This window comes from Arthrobacter pityocampae, from assembly GCF_002927275.1.
Taxonomy (GTDB): Bacteria; Actinomycetota; Actinomycetes; order Actinomycetales; family Micrococcaceae; genus Arthrobacter_D; species Arthrobacter_D pityocampae.
The window spans coordinates 396,873-414,382 of the sequence record NZ_PRKW01000002.1; the positions used below are offsets into that span (position 1 = coordinate 396,873).

Here is a 17,510-nt window from a genome sequence, read left to right on the forward strand (position 1 = left end):
TTCCCTGCGGCCGGAGGCCGGGTCTTCATGACGCCCGGGCCGCCGGGAGGACCACGAGGTCGTTGACGTGCACCACGGAGCGCTCGTACTCGGCGCCGAGCTCCTCAGCGAGGTCGTGCGTGGACCGGCCGAGCATGCGGGGCAGTTCGGCCGAGCTGTAGTTCACGAGCCCGCGGCCCACCACCGTGCCGTCGCCGCTGACGAGCTGCACCGGGTCTCCCGCCTCGAACACGCCGTCCACGTCCACGACGCCGGCAGGCAGGAGGGACCGCCGCCGCTCCCCCACGGCGCGGACCGCGCCGTCGTCGAGCACGAGGGTTCCGAGGACCCGGGCGAGGTGCGCCAGCCACAGCAGCCGGATGGGCTGGCGCTTGCCGGTGGCGGTGAACCAGGTCCCGACGTCGTCGCCGCGGAGCGCGGCCGCGGCGTTCGCGGTGGACGTGACCAGTGCGGGGATGCCGGAGGCCGCGGCGATCGTCGCTGCTTCGACCTTGGTGACCATGCCGCCGGTGCCGACGCCGGCCCGGCCGGCGCGTCCGATGGTCACGCCCTCGAGGTCGGCGGCCGATCCGACGTGCGGGATCCGGCTGGCACCGGCACTCGGCGGCCCGTCGTAGAGGGCGTCGACGTCGGACAGCAGGATCAGCGCCTCGGCCTTGACGAGGTGCGCCACGAGGGCTGCGAGGCGGTCGTTGTCGCCGAAGCGGATCTCGTGGCTCGCGACGGTGTCGTTCTCGTTGACGATGGGCACGACGCCGAAGTTCAGCAGCCGCTCCATGGCGCGGTGCGCGTTGGCGTAGTGGGACCGCCGGATGAGGTCGTCCGCCGTCAGGAGGATCTGGCTCACGGTGACGCCGTGCGCCGCGAAGGCCTGCGAGTACTGGGCCATCAGCAGGCCCTGCCCCACGCTCGCTGCCGCCTGCTGCGAGGACAGCTGGGACGGACGGCGTGCCAGGCCCAGAGGGGCGAGACCCGCAGCGATGGCCCCGGAGGACACGAGGATGATCTCGGTCCCGGCCGTGCGCCGCTCCGCGAGGACGTCGGCGAGCCGGACGAGGGCCTCCCCGGAGATGCCGCCGGAGACCGAGGTCAGGGACGACGAGCCGACCTTGACGACGATCCGGCCCGCCGCGGCGAGCCCCGCGCGGGATGCGAGGGGGTGCCGGGAGTCCGCAGCCACGGGGCCTAGTCCTCGGACTCGGTCTCTGCGCCCTTCTGGGCGGCCTGCTTGCGGTTCTGCACGGACTCGGTCCAGATGCCCGCCTTGCGGTCGGCCTCGAGCTCGGCGCGGGCCGCGGCCTTGGCGTCCTTGCGCTCCTGGTACTCCTCACGCTTCTGCTCGCGGGTGGGCCGGACGTACTCGGCCAGGCGCAGGTCGGATCCGCGGGGGCCGGCGAGCAGTTCGGCGCCGCCCATCATGGTCGGCTCCCAGTCGAAGACGACGCCGTCGCCCTCACCGATCACCACGGTGTCGCCGGGCTTCGCGCCGGTCTTGAAGAGCTGCTCCTCCACGCCGAGCTTGGCGAGGCGGTCCGCGAGGAAGCCGACCGCTTCGTCGTTCGTGAAGTCCGTCTGCTTGACCCAGCGCTCCGGCTTCTCGCCGAGGACGCGGAAGAGCGGCAGGGCGTCCTTTTCCTCGTGGCGGATCCGGAACGACGCGGCGTTGACGCCGCGGGGGCGGAGCACGGGGGGCTCGATCCGCGGCGGCGCGGTGGCGACCGCCTTGCGGGCGTTCTCGACGATCTCCGCCATGGCGAAACCGAGCTGGCGCAGGCCCTCGTGGCTGGAGGCCGACACCTCGAACACGCGGTAGCCGCGCGCCTCGAGTTCGGGACGGACGAAGCCGGCCATGTCCTTGCCGTCGGGCACATCCACCTTGTTGAGCGCGATCAGGCGCGGGCGCTCGTTCAGGGGGACGACGTCGCCGTCGGGGCCGGCGAAGCTCATGTCCACGGCGTACTTGTCCAGTTCGCCCTCGATGATCGCGAGGTCGTTCAGCGGGTCGCGGTCCGTCTCGAGCGCGGCGCAGTCGAGCACGTGCACCAGCGCGGCGCAGCGCTCCACGTGGCGGAGGAAGTGGTGGCCGAGGCCCTTGCCCTCGCTGGCGCCCTCGATGAGGCCGGGGACATCCGCGATGGTGAAGCGGGTGGAGCCGGCCTCGACGACGCCGAGATTCGGCACGAGGGTGGTGAAGGGGTAGTCCGCGATCTTGGGGCGGGCGGCCGACATCGCGGCGATGAGGCTGGACTTCCCGGCGGACGGGAAGCCGACGAGGGCGATGTCCGCGATGGACTTGAGCTCCAGGACGACGTCGCGCTCGTCCCCGGGGATGCCGAGCAGCGCGAATCCGGGGGCCTTGCGCTTCTGGGAGGACAGGGCGGCGTTGCCGAGCCCACCCTGACCGCCGGCCGCCGCGACGAACTCCGTACCCTCGCCCACGAGGTCGGCGAGCACTTCGCCGTCCTTCGTCTTGACGACGGTGCCGTCCGGGACGGACAGGATCAGCGTCTCACCGCTCTTGCCGCCGCGCCAGTCGCCCATGCCGTTGCCACCGTTGGTGGCGTGCCGGTGGGGGGCGTGGTGGAAGTCGAGGAGAGTGGTGGTCTGGTGGTCCACGCGGAGGATGACGTCCCCGCCGTCGCCGCCGTTGCCGCCGTCGGGCCCGCCGAGAGGCTTGAATTTCTCGCGGTGGACGGAAACGCAGCCGTGGCCGCCGGTGCCGCCGGATACGTGCAGGACTACGCGGTCAACGAAGCTCGCCACGTTGATCTCCTTCTACAAATGCTTCACTGTGCCGAGTCTGATCGGCTTAAAAGAAAGGTGGGGCGAGCCGTAGAGGCTCACCCCACCCGAAATGCCTGGTGTACCGTGCGCAGAATTATTCTGCTGCAGCGCCCACGATGTTGACGACCTTGCGTCCGCGGCGCGTGCCGAACTCCACGGCACCTGCCTCGAGTGCGAAGAGGGTGTCGTCCCCGCCGCGGCCGACGTTGGCCCCCGGGTGGAAGTGGGTGCCGCGCTGGCGGACGATGATCTCGCCGGCCTTGACGACCTGGCCACCGAAACGCTTCACGCCGAGGTACTGGGCGTTCGAGTCGCGGCCGTTGCGAGTGGAGCTTGCGCCCTTTTTATGTGCCATGGGTTATGCCTGCCTTCGCTGGAATGTTCTACGTGGGGATCGGTGGTCCGAGGGACTACGCGATGCCCGTGATCTTGACGCGGGTCAGTTCGGAACGGTGACCCTGGCGCTTCTTGTAGCCGGTCTTGTTCTTGAACTTCTGGATGACGATCTTCGGTCCACGAAGATTCTCGACGATCTCGGCGGTGACGGAGACCTTCGCGAGGTCCTCCGCTGCCGAGGTGATCTTGGCGCCGTCGACCAGAAGGAGGGCGGGGAGCTTGAACGTGCTTCCAGCCTGACCGGTGACGCGGTCAAGGGTAACGAGGTCTCCTACTGAAACCTTTTCTTGCCGGCCGCCTGCGCGGACAATCGCGTACACCACTTGGGAACTCACTTCTCTCGACAACTTTGACTTCTGATGAAAAAACTAGGGTGCGCCTCGGCAGCAATCCTGAGGTTGCTCTCCGCGCCTGCCCGCTCCATGTCCACGACGCCGGACCCAGGGGTCACGGTGTCGCCAGGATTTCCAGCACCGGGGAGAACCCTGAGGAATATCCACGGACACGCCGGTTAACAGGCGGATGCACCGAGGGTCCAGATTACGGCAGTACGGCCTCTTCCCGCAAATCAGAGGCGCCCTCCGTTCCACTGCCCCGACCGCGGCGGCACCGACGGCCCCGCCCCTCACCATCGGCGTGGTCCTCGCCGTCCGCGTGGTCGTGGTCTGGCATTTCGATGCCGTCGGTCACGATGGCCGGCTCGTCCGGCATCCCGGGCAGGCCACCGCCGGACAGGAGCGTGCCGGCGGCGACGGGGAGATCCGTCGCGATCGGCTTCGATCCGGCGCGGTCCACCGTTTTCTATTTGAGAACAATTCTCATACAGTGGGTGGCATGCATCTCATCCTCGTCACCTCCCTCGACGGACTGAGCCGTAACAGCGCGGCGTTCGCCCTCGCGGAAGGCTCGCCCGGCATCCCGGTGGTCCTGCACGATCTGCTCGACGACGGCGTGGTGGCCCGTCGGGTGCATGTCGGAGGCGACGTCACCGAGCGGGAGTCGATGGTCCTCGAGCACGGGTGCCTGAGCTGCACGGTGCGGTTCGATCTCGCGCCGACACTGCTGCGCCTGTACGACCTCGGCGTCTCCCGTGCGATCGTCGGGCTGCCGCCCGGGACCACCGCCGAGAACTCGATCGACGGACTCACCGCCGTCGCGCCGCGGGCCTTCACCGTGGAGACCGTGGCCCTGGCCATCCGGCCGGAGGACGTGGAGGACCAGCTGTGGGACCGGCACACCCTGTTCGCCTCCGGTTACACCGCGGTACCGGAGGACTCCCGCACTCCGGGTGAATTCCTGATCGGGGAGTTCCTCTTCGCCGACACCGTCCTCCCTACCCGGAGCGAACTCCTTCCGGAGGATCCGACCCTGCGCAGCCGGGGTCTGCAGCTCATCGGCGAACTCGCCCCCCACGCCACCGTGGTGGATGCCTTCGGCGTGGCCGGCAGTCCCGGCATGCCTGATGCCGCTCATTCGACACCGGGACATCTCGGTGCACTGGGTGAGTACGACGACGCGGCGGCCCGTGCGCGCAGCCTGCCCGGTCTCGTGCACACCCCTGAGGCCCCGTCGGAGGAGTTCCGCACCGTGGAGTGCCGCGTTGCCCGCCCGCTCCATCCCGAACGGTTCCGTACAGCCCTTGGCGCCATCTCCGAGGGCTGCTGCTTCGTCCGCGGCAACGTCTGGATCGCGGGCGTCGATGCCCGTGTCGCCGTCCAGGGGGTGGGCCCGCGGATCTCCCTGATCGACGGCGGCGCCTGGAGCGCCGATGCGCTGCACGGGCAGTGGTGCCGGGGCACGCACCTGGCCCTCACCGGCGACGAGCTGGACGACGACGACATCATGACTTTGCTGGAGGCCTGTGCCCTGACCGACGAGGAACTGCTCGTCCTGGGCACCGAATCCCCGGCTACCGCACGCCGAGACACCACCCGCACCACCAACCCTGAAGGAGCACCATGAAGGTCCGCAATTCCCTCCGAGCCCTCAAGAAGATCCCCGGCGCGCAGATCGTCCGGCGACGTGGCAGGACATTCGTCATCAACAAGAAGAATCCCCGCATGAAGGCCCGGCAGGGTTAGGGCGACGACGGGATGACGCCGAATCGCGAGGAGCGCCCAGGGCCTGGCAGTGAGCGTCAGCCCGCCCCGCATCCTGCAGCTGACACCAGCCGCCCCGGCGTGCCCGAGGAGCCGGCCGGTGTCGTCGTCGCACTGTGTCGGGGCCACCGGTGCGCCGCCCTCACCAGGGCGTCCGCCGACGGCGGTCTCGCCGAGTGTGTGGCCCGTTCCTCCGGAGGCGTGCTCGTCTCCGCTCCGTGCATGCAGCAGTGCGCCCGGGGGGCGGTCGCCGCCGTCGCGCTCCGCAGGACCGACAGCGACTCGACCGGCCCGGCGCTCTGGCTCGGCGGCGTCGATGCCGCGGACCATCTGGCGTCCCTCGGCCGATGGATCGAGGAGTGGACGCCGACGTCCGACAGGGGGCGGGTACTGCCCGACGAGCTGCGGGACACGGTCCTCGGGGTCGGCCCACCGGTCCGCCTCCACATCGGCGCGGCGACCTGACGTCGGCGCGCGGCGGTCCGCGCGGAACGATCCCACCAACACAGCAGCGCCGCCCCCATGGGGAGCGGCGCTGCTGTGTCATCACCGGAAGCACCGCCGCGCGTGCACGCGAGAGGGCCGGAGTCCCTGTGGACTCCGGCCCTCTCGACGCGAAACAGCGCGCTACCGTTCCGGCGCGGCCTACAGCTCGGCGGCGGGCACCCCGACGCCGAAGATCAGCGGCTCGGCTCCGGAGGCGTCCGGCTTCGGAGCCGCGGCCTTGGCCATGTGCCGGGTCCCGGCCGGCTCGACGGCGGGCTCCGCACCCTGCGTCTCGATGGCCGTGTCCGCCGCTCCCTGAGCACTGCGCGCCACACGACGGCGCGGACGCGACGCACGTGTGGTGGCACTCGCGGCCGGCTCGGGGGCCACTGCCGGGGCGGTCCCTGCCGGGGCGGTGGTCGTGGCCACCGGTTCCGTGCGGGGTGCCTCGAGCGCCTGCCCGGACGGCTCGACGTCGGCTTCTACCGCGGTGGGCTTCCGGTTGAAGGCCTCGCTCAGGCTGTCGAGGGTCAGGCGCGTGGCCGGTGCTTCCTCGTCCTCCTGGGCGGCCGGCCGGCGGCCGTCCGCACGGGGCAGGGTCACCGTCTCGCCGTTGATCGTCAGGACGGCCTCCGTCACCTGGACATCCGGCTCGGGGGCGTCCTGCTGGGACACCTCCTCGTGGGCGTGGTGGGTGGCGGCGGCGATGCTGGCCAGGGCTGCGCGGGCGGCTTCGGCCTTCGCGGCCCGGTCGGGGCTCTCGACGACGGCCGCCGGCGCCGGCGTCACGACGTCGTCCTGCGGGCCCCCGCGGCCGCGGTTGCGCTTGCGCTCGTTCCGGGACGGCTTCTCCTGGCGCGGCTGCTGCTGGGGCTCGGCGGTCGTGGACCGGCGGTGTTCCACCGGCTCCATGTAGGTGACCACACCGCGTCCCGCACAGTGCTCGCAGTCCTCGCCGAAGACCTCGAGCAGACCCGTACCCATGCGCTTGCGCGTCATCTGGACGAGGCCCAGCGAGGTGACCTCGGCGACCTGGTGCTTGGTCCGGTCCCGGCCGAGGCACTCCACGAGGCGGCGGAGGACGAGGTCGCGGTTCGCCTCGAGCACCATGTCGATGAAGTCGATGACGATGATGCCGCCGATGTCCCGCAGGCGCAGCTGACGCACCACCTCCTCGGCGGCTTCGAGGTTGTTCTTGGTGACGGTCTCTTCGAGGTTGCCGCCGCTGCCGGTGAACTTCCCGGTGTTGACGTCGACGACGGTCATGGCCTCGGTGCGGTCGATCACGAGGGATCCGCCGGAGGGCAGGTAGACCTTGCGCTCCAGGGCCTTCGCGATCTGCTCGTCGATGCGGGACGCCGCGAAGATGTCCTCCTCGCCGGTCCACTTCTCCAGCCGGCCCACGAGGTCCGGCGCCACGTACATGACGTAGGCCTCGATGGTGTCCCAAGCGTCCTCGCCCGAGACGACGAGCTTGGAGAAGTCCTCGTTGAAGACGTCGCGGACCACCTTGATGGTCAGGTCCGGCTCTCCGTACAGCAGTTCCGGTGCGAGGGTCTTGGTCGAGCCGGCCTTGCGCTCGATCTCCTCCCACTGCGCCCGCAGACGGTTGATGTCATGGGTCAGCTCCTCCTCGCTGGCACCCTCGGCCGCGGTGCGGACGATCACGCCGGCGCTCTCGGGGAGACGGTCCTTGAGGATGCGCTTGAGCCGGTTCCGCTCGACGTCGGGCAGCTTGCGGGAGATGCCCGTCATCGACCCGCCCGGGACGTACACGAGGTACCGGCCGGGCAGGGAGATCTGGCTCGTGAGCCGGGCGCCCTTGTGTCCCACCGGGTCCTTGGTGACCTGGACGAGGACGGGGTCCCCGGATTTGAGGGCGAGTTCGATGCGGCGCGGCTGGCCGTCGAGGCCCGCGGCGTCCCAGTTGACCTCACCGGCGTAGAGCACGGCGTTGCGTCCGCGTCCGATGTCGACGAAGGCGGCCTCCATGCTGGGCAGCACGTTCTGGACCTTGCCGACGTACACGTTGCCGATCAGCGAGTCCTGCTGCGTCCTGGAGACGAAGTGCTCCGCCAGGATGCCGTCCTCGAGCACGCCGATCTGGATCCTGTCGTCCGACTGGCGGAGGATCATCTGCCGGTCGACGGACTCGCGGCGCGCGAGGAACTCGGCCTCGGTGATGACCTGACGGCGACGGCCGGTATCGCGGGATTCGCGGCGGCGCTGCTTCTTCGCCTCGAGGCGCGTCGATCCGCGCACGCTGGTCACGCGGTCGGAGACGGGCTCGCTGGACTGGCGCGGCGCCCGGACGCGGGTGACCGTGTTGGGCGGGTCGTCGTCCTCGCCGCCGGTGAGCTCGAGGTCCTGGTCACCGCGGCGGCGACGACGACGACGACGGGAGGTCACGCTGGCGCCCTCCTCGGGCCCGTTCCCGTTCGGGCGGTCCTCCGCATCCTCCGCCGCGGGATCGTCGGACCCGGCGTCGGCCTGGCCCGAGTCGCCCCTGCCGCGGCCCCGGCTGCGGCGGCTGCGGCGTGAGCGGCGGCCTGACTCCTCGGACTCGTCCTCCCCCGCCTCGTCGTCCTCACGCGGGGGCGCGACCTTCACCGACGGTACGGAGACCGTGGTGAGGTCCGGCGCGTGGAACAGGAGGGACAGCGGCGACTCCGGGACGGCGAACGGATCGAGGGAGCGAGCGTCGGTGGCGTCCGCGGGTTCTGCTGCGTCTGCATCTCCTGTCCCGTCGGCGCTGGCGGCGCCGCTCGTGACGGGAGGGTTCGTGGCATCGTCCGCCGGCCCGTCCTGCTGCACGGGCTCCGAGGCCCGGCGACTGCGCGTCCTGGTGGTCCGGCGGGCGCGGGTCGGCTTCTCCTCCGCGACGGCCTCGGTGGCATCCGTTCCTGCGACGGCGTCCACCGGCGCGACGGCATCGACAGGCGCAGCCGGGGCGGGGCTCTCGACACTGCTCTCGGCGGCCCGGGCGGGTCCGGCGTCGGTGCTGGCCGCACGACGACGCGTGCGGGGCGCCCGCGCCGGCGCGGTGGGCGCATCGGCGGAGTCTTCGGCTGGTGCACCGGGGGCAACCGAAGTCCCGGTCCCGGCGGCCGACTGCGCGGCCTCTGCTGCGACGGGCGCGAGGGCGGGCTCGACGGCGGCCGGGGCGGTGCCGGCGGGTCCGGCCTCCGCCGTGGCGGCCCGACGGCGGGTGCGGGGTGCCTTCACGGGTGCGGCTGGGGCGTCGTCGGATCCGGCCGGGGTGGCCCCGGCGGCATCCGCGGTGGTCCCGGCACCTTCGGTCGAGGTGGTCTGGTCGGTCACGACGACCGGCTTGCGGACGCGCGGCGCCCTCTTGCGGACCGGGGCGGCGGTCTCTGCGGGCGCATCGGCGGCGTCGGCAACGGGGGCATCGGCCCGGGCGGGGGTCGCAGCGGCGTCGGGCCCCGCCTGTGGCGCCGAGGGGGGCGCGCCGGCCGGCGCACTCGCGGTCCGGCGTTTCCGCGGCGTCCTTGCCGGTGCGGCCGGGGCTTCCGGGGGCTGTACGGCGGCGGATGCTTCCGCTGCGATCTGGCCGTTCTCCTGCTGTTCTGACTGATCCATGGGGTGCTCGCTCCAAGCCCCTGCGGCACCGGCCACATTCCAGCGCCCTCGGGGGCGGTATGTCGGCCGGCCGCGGGCCTTTCGCCCGGCGGCAGACCGGAAGTCGATGTCATGTCGTCCGAGGTCGCACCGTCATGGGGGTGCTGTATCACTCGACGACCAGTGGCGCTTTTCCAACTCGACCGCCGTGGTGGACGGTGGGTCCCACCGGCGGATTCCGCCTACTTCCGCCGACGGGCGGACTCGGTAGGACGGGAGCATCGCTTGCGGAACGGAAGCCTGTCACTGGACCGGCGGAGGAATGTGGTTCCCTCGCCAGCCTTCGTCATTGTCTCACACCACCCTCCCGCAGGAGGCGTCCCCCGCGCAGGACTCGCGCCGGGGACGGCCCGTCAGCTCCGCGGGAACTGGTCCGTCGCGGGAGCGTGGTCGTCGGCGAGTGGACGCGCCACGGGCACCTTCGTGCCGAGGACCTGCGCGACGACGTCGTGCGTGATCTGCTGCGCCGTCAGTCCCACCCGCTCGAGGACCTGCCCGCGCGACCCGTGGTCGAGGAACTCCACCGGCAGGCCCACCTCGTTGAGGGCGGTATCCACGCCCGCGGACCGCATCTCCTGGCGGATCCGGGACCCCACGCCGCCGGCGCGGACGCCGTCCTCGATGACGATCACGATCCGGTGCTCCGCGGCGAGGTCGATCACCGAGCGGCGGACCGGGAGGAGCCAGCGGGGGTCGATGACCGTGGAGCTGATGCCCTGCGCGCCGAGCCTGCCCGACACGTCCAGCGCCAGCTCGCTCATCACACCCACGCTGACGATCAGGACGTCGTTCATGCGCGAGCCGGACGGCCGGCGCGCGAGGACGTCGACGCCGTCCTCGAGGCGCTCGACGGCGTCCACCTCGGCACCCACGGAGCCCTTGGAGTACCGCACCACGGTGGGAGCGTCGGAGATCGAGACGGCCTCGCGCAGTTCCTCGCGCAGCCGGGACGCGTCCCGCGGTGCGGCCAGGTGCAGGCCGGGGATGGCCTGCAGCAGCGCCAAGTCCCACATGCCGTGGTGGCTCGCGCCGTCGGGGCCGGTCACGCCGGAGCGGTCGAGGACCACCGTCACCCCGGCCTTGTGCAGGGCGACGTCCATGAGGAGCTGGTCGAACGCGCGGTTGAGGAAGGTGGCGTAGAGGGCGATGACCGGGTGCAGCCCACCGTACGCCATGCCCGCCGCGCTGGTGACGGCATGCTGCTCCGCGATGCCGACGTCGAACACGCGGTCCGGGTGCCGGGCCGCGAAGCGGTGCAGTCCCACGGGGATCAGCATGGCCCCGGTGATGCCCACGATGTCGGGGCGCTCGTCGGCGATGTCGGCGATCTCGTTCGCGAACACGGAGGTCCAGGACTGCGACCCGGCGCCGTCCACGGGTTCGCCGGTCTCGGGGTCGATGATGCCGACGGCGTGGAACTGGTCCGCCTCGTGGGCCCGGGCGGGCGCGTAGCCGTGGCCCTTCTCCGTGATCGCATGCACGATCACCGGCCCCTCGTACTTCTTGGCCAGCTGCAGGGCCTGCTCGACGGCGGACTGGTCGTGCCCGTCCACCGGGCCCACGTACTTCATCCCGAGGTCCTCGAAGAGGCCCTGGGGCGCCCACCAGTCCTTGACGCCCTTCTTCAGGGCGTTGAGGCTCTTGTAGCTGAACTCGCCGATCGGGCCGCCGTTCTGCATGCGGTTCTTCACCCGGTCCAGCGTGCGCTCGTAGACGCGGTGCGTCCGGACCGTATCGAGGGTGGGGCGGAGGGACGCCAGGTAGTCGGCGACACCGCCGATGGTCGGGGCATAGGAGCGCCCGTTGTCGTTGACCACGATCACCACGCGGCGCCGCTTGTCCGCCGCGATGTTGTTGATCGCCTCCCACGCCATGCCGCCGGTCAGGGCTCCGTCGCCCACGAGGACCACGGTGTAGCGGTCGCCCTCGCCGCTGAGGACGCGGGCCCGCGAGATGCCGTCCGCCCAGGAGAGCGACGAGGAGGCGTGCGAGCTCTCCACGATGTCGTGCACCGATTCCGCCCGGGACGGGTACCCGGACAGCCCGCCCTCCTGCCGGAGCGTGCCGAAGTCCTGGCGCCCGGTCACGAGCTTGTGCACGTAGGACTGGTGCCCGGTGTCGAAGACGATGCTGTCGCGCGGCGAATCGAAGATGCGGTGGATGCCGAGGGTGAGTTCCACGACCCCGAGGTTGGGGCCGAGGTGACCGCCGGTGCGCGAGACGTTGCTCACCAGGAAGGTGCGGATCTCCTGCGCGAGGGTCGTCAGTTGCGCTTCGCTGAGCTTGCTCAGGTCCTGTGGGCCGTGGATCGTCTCCAAGAGTCCCATCCGCGCCTCCTTGCTTCGTTCGGCGGAGCGGCGGAGCCACCCCGAATGATCCTTAACTCTAACGTTCGGGGTCCCGGCAGGGTGCCATCCGCGGGCGTATGCGCCGCGGTGGGGCGCGCCGACGCGTCAGGCGGGAGGGGTCAAGCGGGCGAAGGACTCCATGTGGTGCGTGTGCGGGTACAGGTCGAAGACCCGCAGTGTGTCGAGCGACCACCCTGCGGCGAGGAAGTAGCCGAGGTCTCGGGCGAAGGACGCCGGGTCGCAGGAGACGTAGCCGACGACCCTCGGGCGGGCCTCGACGATCTGCCGGACCACCTTCCGGCCGGCGCCGGCGCGCGGAGGGTCGAGCAGGACGCCGTCAAGGGGCTCGGCCCAGCGCCCGAGCACCGCGTCCACCCGGCCCTGGACGATGCTGACGTGCTCGGAGCCGTGGAGGTTGCGTTTCGCGTCGCGGCTCGTGCCCGGGGATCCCTCGACGGACAGCACCGAGCCCTCCGGCCCGACAGCGCGGGCGAGCGGCACGGTGAACAGCCCGGCGCCGGCGTAGAGGTCGGCGAGGTGGTCTCCGGCGGCGGGCCGGAGCCCGTCGAGGACCGCCGTGACCAGGGCCTCGGGCGCGCCCCGGTGGATCTGCCAGAAGCCCGCGCCGGTGACACGGTAGTCGAGGCCGAGCACGCTCTCCTGCAGCCAGGTGCGGCCCGTCAGGCGCCGCACCTGCCCGGACTCGGGGTCGAGGACGCCCACGGAGGCTCCGACGATCGAGGACGCGACGGCTGCGACGCGGCGCGGCGAGGCCCGCGCGGCGGGCACCAGCAGCACGAGAGGCTCGCCCCCGCCGGACGGCACGGCGACGTCGACCCGCTCGATGCCGGTCAGCTCCAGCGTCCACAGCCGGAGGTCGTTGACGGCCGCGACCGCCAGGGGCATCTCGCGCACGGGGACGACGTCGTGGGAGCGGTGCAGGTGCATGGCGAGCCGGCCGGCGCGGTCGACGGCGAAGGCCGCACGGGTGCGCCAGCCGAGGCCGTCGGGTGCCTCCCCCGGCGCCGGTTCCACCGTCACCGGGCGGTCGACCGACGCCAGGCGGGAGAGCTGCTCCTCGAAGACGGCGCCCTTGAGCCGGCGCTGCTCGTCGAGGGCGATGTGCCCGAATTCGGCGCCGCCGACGGCCGCGCGCCCCCGGGCGGCGGCCTTCAGGGCATCGGCGAGGGGCCAGGGGTGGGCGACGCGGGCGGGTGAGGCCTCGAGCACCTCGACGACGTCGGCGCGCCAGAAGCTCGCGGCGTCGTCCGTCTCGGTGAACCGGACACGGACGCGCTCCCCCGGCAGGGCGTGCCGGACGAAGACGACGCGACCCTCGTGCCGGGCCACGAAGTGGCCGCCGTGGGCGGCCTTCCCGACGGTCAGTTCCGCGGTCAGGTCGACGGCGGGCCCTGCGGGCTCCGCGGATTCGGTGGGTTCTCCGGCGGGCGCGGGCGCGGACGTGTGCTCGGGCCGCTCTTCCGGCGTCGAGGGATCGGAGGCTCGGACGGCGTCGCTCATGGGGCTTCTTCCTACTTCATGTCCTGATAGATCTGGGCCGCGTCGGAGGACGCGAGCTGCCAGGGCACGCTGGCCACCATCACCCCGGGCACGAAATGCAGCCGCGCCTTGATGCGCAGGGCGGTCTGGTTGTGGACCAGCTGCTCCCACCACTTTCCCACCACGTACTCGGGGATGTAGACCACGATCAGGTCGCGGGGTGAATCCCGGCGGATCGAACGGATGTATTCGAGGATCGGGCTGATGGTGTCCCGGTAGGGCGAGGCGAGCACCGTGATGGGCACGGGGATCTCGTACTTGTCCCAGTCGGCGAGGGTCCGGCGCGTCTGCTCGGCGTCGACGTCGACCGTGATGGCGTCCAGCCGGGAGGGCCGGGACGCACGGGCGAAGGCCAGGGCGCGCAGCACGGGCTTCCGCACGTTGGAGACGAGGATCACGGCGTGGACGCGTGAGGGCAGGGCACGCAGGCGCACGGCGTCGTCGATCGCGAGTTCCGCCGCCACGGCGTCGTAGTGCTTCTTGATGCTGCGCATGAGGACGAACAGGACCGCCATGGCGAGGACCGCGATCCACGCGCCGTACTCGAACTTGGTGACGAGGACGACGACGAGGACCGCCGCCGTGAGGCCGAAGCCGAGCGCGTTGATGGCCCGGGACTTGTGGATGGTCCACCGGTTCTGCTTGCCGACGGTGCTGCGCAGGAGCCTGTTCCAGTGCCGGATGAGCCCCAGCTGTCCGGCCGTGAAGGAGACGAACACCCCGACGATGTACAGCTGCACCAGGGCGGTGACGTCCGCCCGGAACACGAGGATGAGGACGACGGCGCCGAGGCCGAGCGCGAGGATGCCGTTGCTGAAGGTCAGGCGGTCTCCCCTGGTCCGCAGCTGCCGCGGCAGGTATCCGTCCGTCGCCAGGATGGAGGCCAGGACCGGGAAGGCGTTGAAGGCCGCGTGGCCCGCGAGCATGAGCATCAGCGCCGTCGCGGCGACGACGAGGTAGAAGAGGGGTGAGCCGGCGTCGAACACGGTGCGGGCGAGCTGGCTGACCACGGGCGCCTGGATGTAGTCCGCGGGGACGGGGGCGCCGTCGAGCAGCAGCTGCGCCGAGGGGTCCTGCACCACGTGGACGCGCGTGGCGTTGGCGAGGTAGATGACGCCCGCGAGCATCGCGGAGGACACCAGGCCGAGGATCAGGAGCGTCGTCGCCGCGTTCCGGGACCGCGGTTTCTCGAAGCGCGGCACGTTGGAGCCGGGGCCCTCGAGCCCGGTGAGGGCGGCAGCGCCCGCGGAGAACGCCCGGAGGATCAGGAGGCCGCCCGCGAGCCCCACCAGGCCGGCGTCGAGCGCGGGATCCGGGACGATCTCGAAGCGCGCACTCGGGGCGTCGGCCAGGGTCCCGGTGAGGGCCTGGACGGCGCCTGTGATGCACAGGGCGAGGATCCCGGCCAGGAAGCCGTAGGTGAGGACCGCCCGGGCGCGGACGCCCCGCGTGATACCGCGCAGGTTCAGCAGCACGAGCACCGCCACGCCCAGGACGGCGAGGGTCACGCGCACGTCCTCCAGCGCCGGGGCGATCGAGACGACGTACTGGGCCGCCGCCGAGACGGACACGGCGACGGTGAGCAGGTAGTCGACCATCAGGGCCGAGGCCACGGTGGCGCCCGCCCGGGGCCCCAGGTTCCGCTTCGCGATCTCGTAGTCGCCCCCGCCGGAGGGGTACGCGTGGACCGCCTGCCGGTACGAGGCGACGACGACCAGCAGGACGGCGATCACGGCGAGGCCCACCCACGGCGAGATGGCCACGGAGGCCACACCGGCGAGGGCGAGGGTCAGGAGGATCTCGTCCGGGGCGTAGGCGACCGACGACAGTGCGCTGGCCGAGAACGCGGGCAGGGCGAGGCGCTTCGGCAGGCTCCTGTTCCTCAGCCTGTCGCTGGCGAAGGGCTTGCCCACCAGCACCCGCTTGACGGCTTCGAGAAAAGTCAGCACGCCCCAAACACTAGCGCGTCCGGGCGTCCGGCCAGCCACTAGGCTTGGTGCTGGTACGGCTCGGAACGGCAGGATCTACAGCAGGAATCAGGGGTGCCCTCGGTGGCTCATTTTGTGATCATGGGTTGTGGCAGGGTGGGCGTCAGCCTCGCCCACACACTCGACGAATCGGGCCACTCGGTAGCGATCATCGACCAGGACGACCGCGCGTTCCGCCGTCTCCGCTCGTCCTTCGGCGGCCGCAAGGTCACGGGCGTCGGCTTCGACCGGGAGACCCTGAAGTACGCCGAGATCCAGGACGCCTACGCCTTCGCCGCCGTGTCCAGCGGGGACAACTCGAACATCCTCGCGACCCGCGTGGCGCGTGAGACGTTCCACGTCCCGCACGTGGTGGCGCGCATCTACGACCCGGGACGCGCGGAGATCTACCAGCGTCTCGGCATCCCCACGGTCGCCGCCGTGCGGTGGAGCGCCGACCAGGTGCTCCGGCGGATCCTGCCGGAGCAGACCATCAACGGCGACTTCCGCGAGACCTCCGGGCGGCTGATCCTCGCCGAACTCGCACTGAGCGATGCGTGGCTGGGCCGGTCGCTGAGGAGCATCGAGGACGCGAGCGGCGTCCGCATCGCGTACCTCACCCGTTTCGGCGAGGGCATCCTGCCCACCCGCGACACGAGCTACCAGCAGGGCGACATCCTGCACGCCATGATGAAGACGACAGCGACGGGCGAGATCGGGCGCATCCTCGCCGCCGCGCCGACGGAGGAGAACCAATGAGGGTCGTCATCGCCGGAGCCGGGAGTGTCGGCTCGTCGATCGCACGTGAACTGCTCGGCAACAAGCACGAGATCCTGCTCATCGACGAGAAGCCCGAGGTGATCGGGCGCAGCGGACTCAAGGGCGCCAAGTGGCTGATCGGGGACGCGTGCGAGCTCACCACCCTCAAGGATGCACGGCTCGACGAAGCCGACGTCGTGGTGTCCGCGACCGGCGACGACAAGGTGAACCTCGTGGTGTCGCTGCTCGCGAAGAGCGAATTCGGTGTGGGACGCACGGTCGGCCGGGTGAACAACCCGAAGAACGACTGGATGTTCGACGACTCCTGGGGCGTGGACGTCGCAGTCAACACGCCCCGGCTCATGACGGCCCTGGTGGAGGAGGCCGTGGAGATCGGCGACCTCGTGCGCCTGCTGACGCTGCAGACCGGGGTGTCATCGATCGTGGAGTTCACCGTTCCCCAGGACTCCCCGCTCGTCGGCGAGACGATCGGCTCCCTCAGCCTGCCGGAGGATTGCGCCGTCGTCGCGATCCTGCGCGACGACTCCCCCATCACCCCAAGCCCGGACGACCTCGTGGAGGGTGGCGACGAGGTGTTCTTCCTCGCGGCCATCGCCGCCGAGGACGAGCTCCGTGTGGCACTCTCGGCCCGGACCGACGACGACCGGAACGACGCCGACGACCAGCCGTACGGTTAGCCGGTGGCGGACGGCCCGCCGGCCGCGACCGGGCGGGGGCGGGAGATGATCCACGCGAGCCAGAGGCCGAGCGCGTACAGCGGCAGGCCCATGGCCACCCGCATGGAGCCCAGCGCCGCGACATTCCCGGCCAGGTAGAGCGGCACCTGGACGGCCAGGCGCAGCGCCAGCACCGCCACGATGATCCAGGTGGCGGTCGCATAGGCGCGGACGCGTGCCGGGTCCTTCCGCCACTCGATGCCCTCGTTGCGGATGAAGCCGAACAGCAGCCCGGCGAAGGGCCACCGGAACACCACCGAGGCGGCCATCGCGATGATGTACCCGCCGTTGATGAAGAAGCCCGGCAGGAAGAAGTCCTCGGCGTTGCCGGTGCGCTGGGCCACGACGGCACAGAACGCCACGCCGATGAGTCCGGCGAGGGCCTGCGTCAGCGGCTTCCTCGAGACGAGCCGGAGGACGGTGAAGACGGCGGCGACCGCCAGCGCCGCGACGAGCGAGATCGTGAGGTCCCTCGTGAGGGTGAAGAGGACCGTGAAGACCAGCCCGGGCGCAATGCTCTCGGCGAGCCCCTGGACGCCCCCGACCGAGGACAGGACGTCGATCTGGCCGGACTCGGTGCGCCTGACCCCGGACTTCGCGGCGTACTGCCTGGCGAGGTCCGCCGCCGTCGGGCCGGCCTGCGGGTCGGTCGGGCGATCCCCGGCAGGGCGGGCGTCGTCCGGCAGCCGCCGGTGGGCGTCGGGGTCCTCGATCGGGTGGTTCATGCGGGGGTCC

14 protein-coding genes are annotated in these 17,510 nt (G+C 71.4%); 5 read left to right on the forward strand and 9 right to left on the reverse strand.

All coding sequences use genetic code 11. From position 1 onward, the window contains the following. Positions 1 to 25 precede the first annotated feature (25 nt). The 4 genes from proB to rplU all read right to left on the reverse strand — a co-directional run bounded on the left by proB (position 26) and on the right by rplU (position 3,503). On the reverse strand, positions 26 to 1,180 hold the full coding sequence (gene proB, locus C4K88_RS05740; protein WP_104120658.1) for a glutamate 5-kinase: 1,155 nt from the start codon (positions 1,178 to 1,180) through the stop codon (positions 26 to 28). A gap of 5 nt (positions 1,181 to 1,185) precedes the next feature. Further along, a complete protein-coding gene (gene obgE / locus C4K88_RS05745) occupies positions 1,186 to 2,763 on the reverse strand; it encodes a GTPase ObgE (protein ID WP_104120659.1) in 1,578 nt (525 codons plus the stop codon). A 115-nt stretch (positions 2,764 to 2,878) separates the two neighbouring features. Beyond that, on the reverse strand, positions 2,879 to 3,139 hold the full coding sequence (rpmA, locus tag C4K88_RS05750) for a 50S ribosomal protein L27 (protein WP_028280075.1): 261 nt from the start codon (positions 3,137 to 3,139) through the stop codon (positions 2,879 to 2,881). Between the two features lie 55 nt (positions 3,140 to 3,194). Further along, entirely contained in the window at positions 3,195 to 3,503 is a 309-nt protein-coding gene (gene rplU / locus C4K88_RS05755; RefSeq protein ID WP_043444935.1) for a 50S ribosomal protein L21, read from the reverse strand. 511 nt (positions 3,504 to 4,014) lie between these two features. Here rplU and C4K88_RS05765 point away from each other — a divergent pair. The 3 genes from C4K88_RS05765 (at position 4,015) to C4K88_RS05775 (ending at position 5,744) form a co-directional block, all read left to right on the forward strand. Further along, the gene (locus tag C4K88_RS05765; protein ID WP_104120661.1) at positions 4,015 to 5,142 is read left to right on the forward strand and encodes a GTP-binding protein; all 1,128 of its coding nucleotides are present in this window, start codon (positions 4,015 to 4,017) and stop codon (positions 5,140 to 5,142) included. Next, positions 5,139 to 5,261 (forward strand): type B 50S ribosomal protein L36, encoded by a 123-nt coding sequence (gene ykgO / locus C4K88_RS05770; protein ID WP_011693081.1) that lies wholly within the window; start codon positions 5,139 to 5,141, stop codon positions 5,259 to 5,261. The genes C4K88_RS05765 and ykgO overlap by 4 nt, the downstream gene beginning before the upstream one ends. Positions 5,262 to 5,360: 99 nt before the next feature. Next, complete coding sequence (locus tag C4K88_RS05775; RefSeq protein WP_146065628.1) at positions 5,361 to 5,744, forward strand: hypothetical protein; 384 nt, start codon at positions 5,361 to 5,363, stop codon at positions 5,742 to 5,744. 180 nt (positions 5,745 to 5,924) lie between these two features. On the opposite strand, the gene C4K88_RS05780 is transcribed toward C4K88_RS05775, so the two are convergent. The 4 genes from C4K88_RS05780 to C4K88_RS05795 all read right to left on the reverse strand — a co-directional run bounded on the left by C4K88_RS05780 (position 5,925) and on the right by C4K88_RS05795 (position 15,261). Then, positions 5,925 to 9,365 carry an Rne/Rng family ribonuclease gene (locus C4K88_RS05780; RefSeq protein ID WP_104120663.1) on the reverse strand — a complete coding sequence of 1,147 codons (3,441 nt, stop codon included), beginning with the start codon at positions 9,363 to 9,365 and terminating at the stop codon, positions 5,925 to 5,927. Between the two features lie 392 nt (positions 9,366 to 9,757). Beyond that, positions 9,758 to 11,731: a 1-deoxy-D-xylulose-5-phosphate synthase gene (gene dxs / locus C4K88_RS05785; protein ID WP_104120664.1), complete on the reverse strand. Its 1,974-nt coding sequence runs from the start codon at positions 11,729 to 11,731 to the stop codon at positions 9,758 to 9,760. A gap of 126 nt (positions 11,732 to 11,857) precedes the next feature. Next, positions 11,858 to 13,273, reverse strand: coding sequence for a class I SAM-dependent RNA methyltransferase (locus tag C4K88_RS05790; RefSeq protein ID WP_104120665.1), 1,416 nt, complete (start codon positions 13,271 to 13,273; stop codon positions 11,858 to 11,860). 11 nt (positions 13,274 to 13,284) lie between these two features. Further along, on the reverse strand, positions 13,285 to 15,261 hold the full coding sequence (locus tag C4K88_RS05795) for an APC family permease (protein ID WP_104120666.1): 1,977 nt from the start codon (positions 15,259 to 15,261) through the stop codon (positions 13,285 to 13,287). 102 nt (positions 15,262 to 15,363) lie between these two features. Between C4K88_RS05795 and C4K88_RS05800 the strand changes: the two genes are divergently transcribed. After that, positions 15,364 to 16,038 carry a potassium channel family protein gene (locus C4K88_RS05800; RefSeq protein WP_104120819.1) on the forward strand — a complete coding sequence of 225 codons (675 nt, stop codon included), beginning with the start codon at positions 15,364 to 15,366 and terminating at the stop codon, positions 16,036 to 16,038. Further along, positions 16,035 to 16,736 carry a potassium channel family protein gene (locus C4K88_RS05805; protein ID WP_104120667.1) on the forward strand — a complete coding sequence of 234 codons (702 nt, stop codon included), beginning with the start codon at positions 16,035 to 16,037 and terminating at the stop codon, positions 16,734 to 16,736. The genes C4K88_RS05800 and C4K88_RS05805 overlap by 4 nt, the downstream gene beginning before the upstream one ends. On the opposite strand, the gene C4K88_RS05810 is transcribed toward C4K88_RS05805, so the two are convergent. Further along, entirely contained in the window at positions 16,733 to 17,500 is a 768-nt protein-coding gene (locus tag C4K88_RS05810) for a DUF3159 domain-containing protein (protein ID WP_104120668.1), read from the reverse strand. The two genes, C4K88_RS05805 and C4K88_RS05810, sit on opposite strands and share 4 nt — an antisense overlap. Positions 17,501 to 17,510 lie beyond the last annotated feature (10 nt).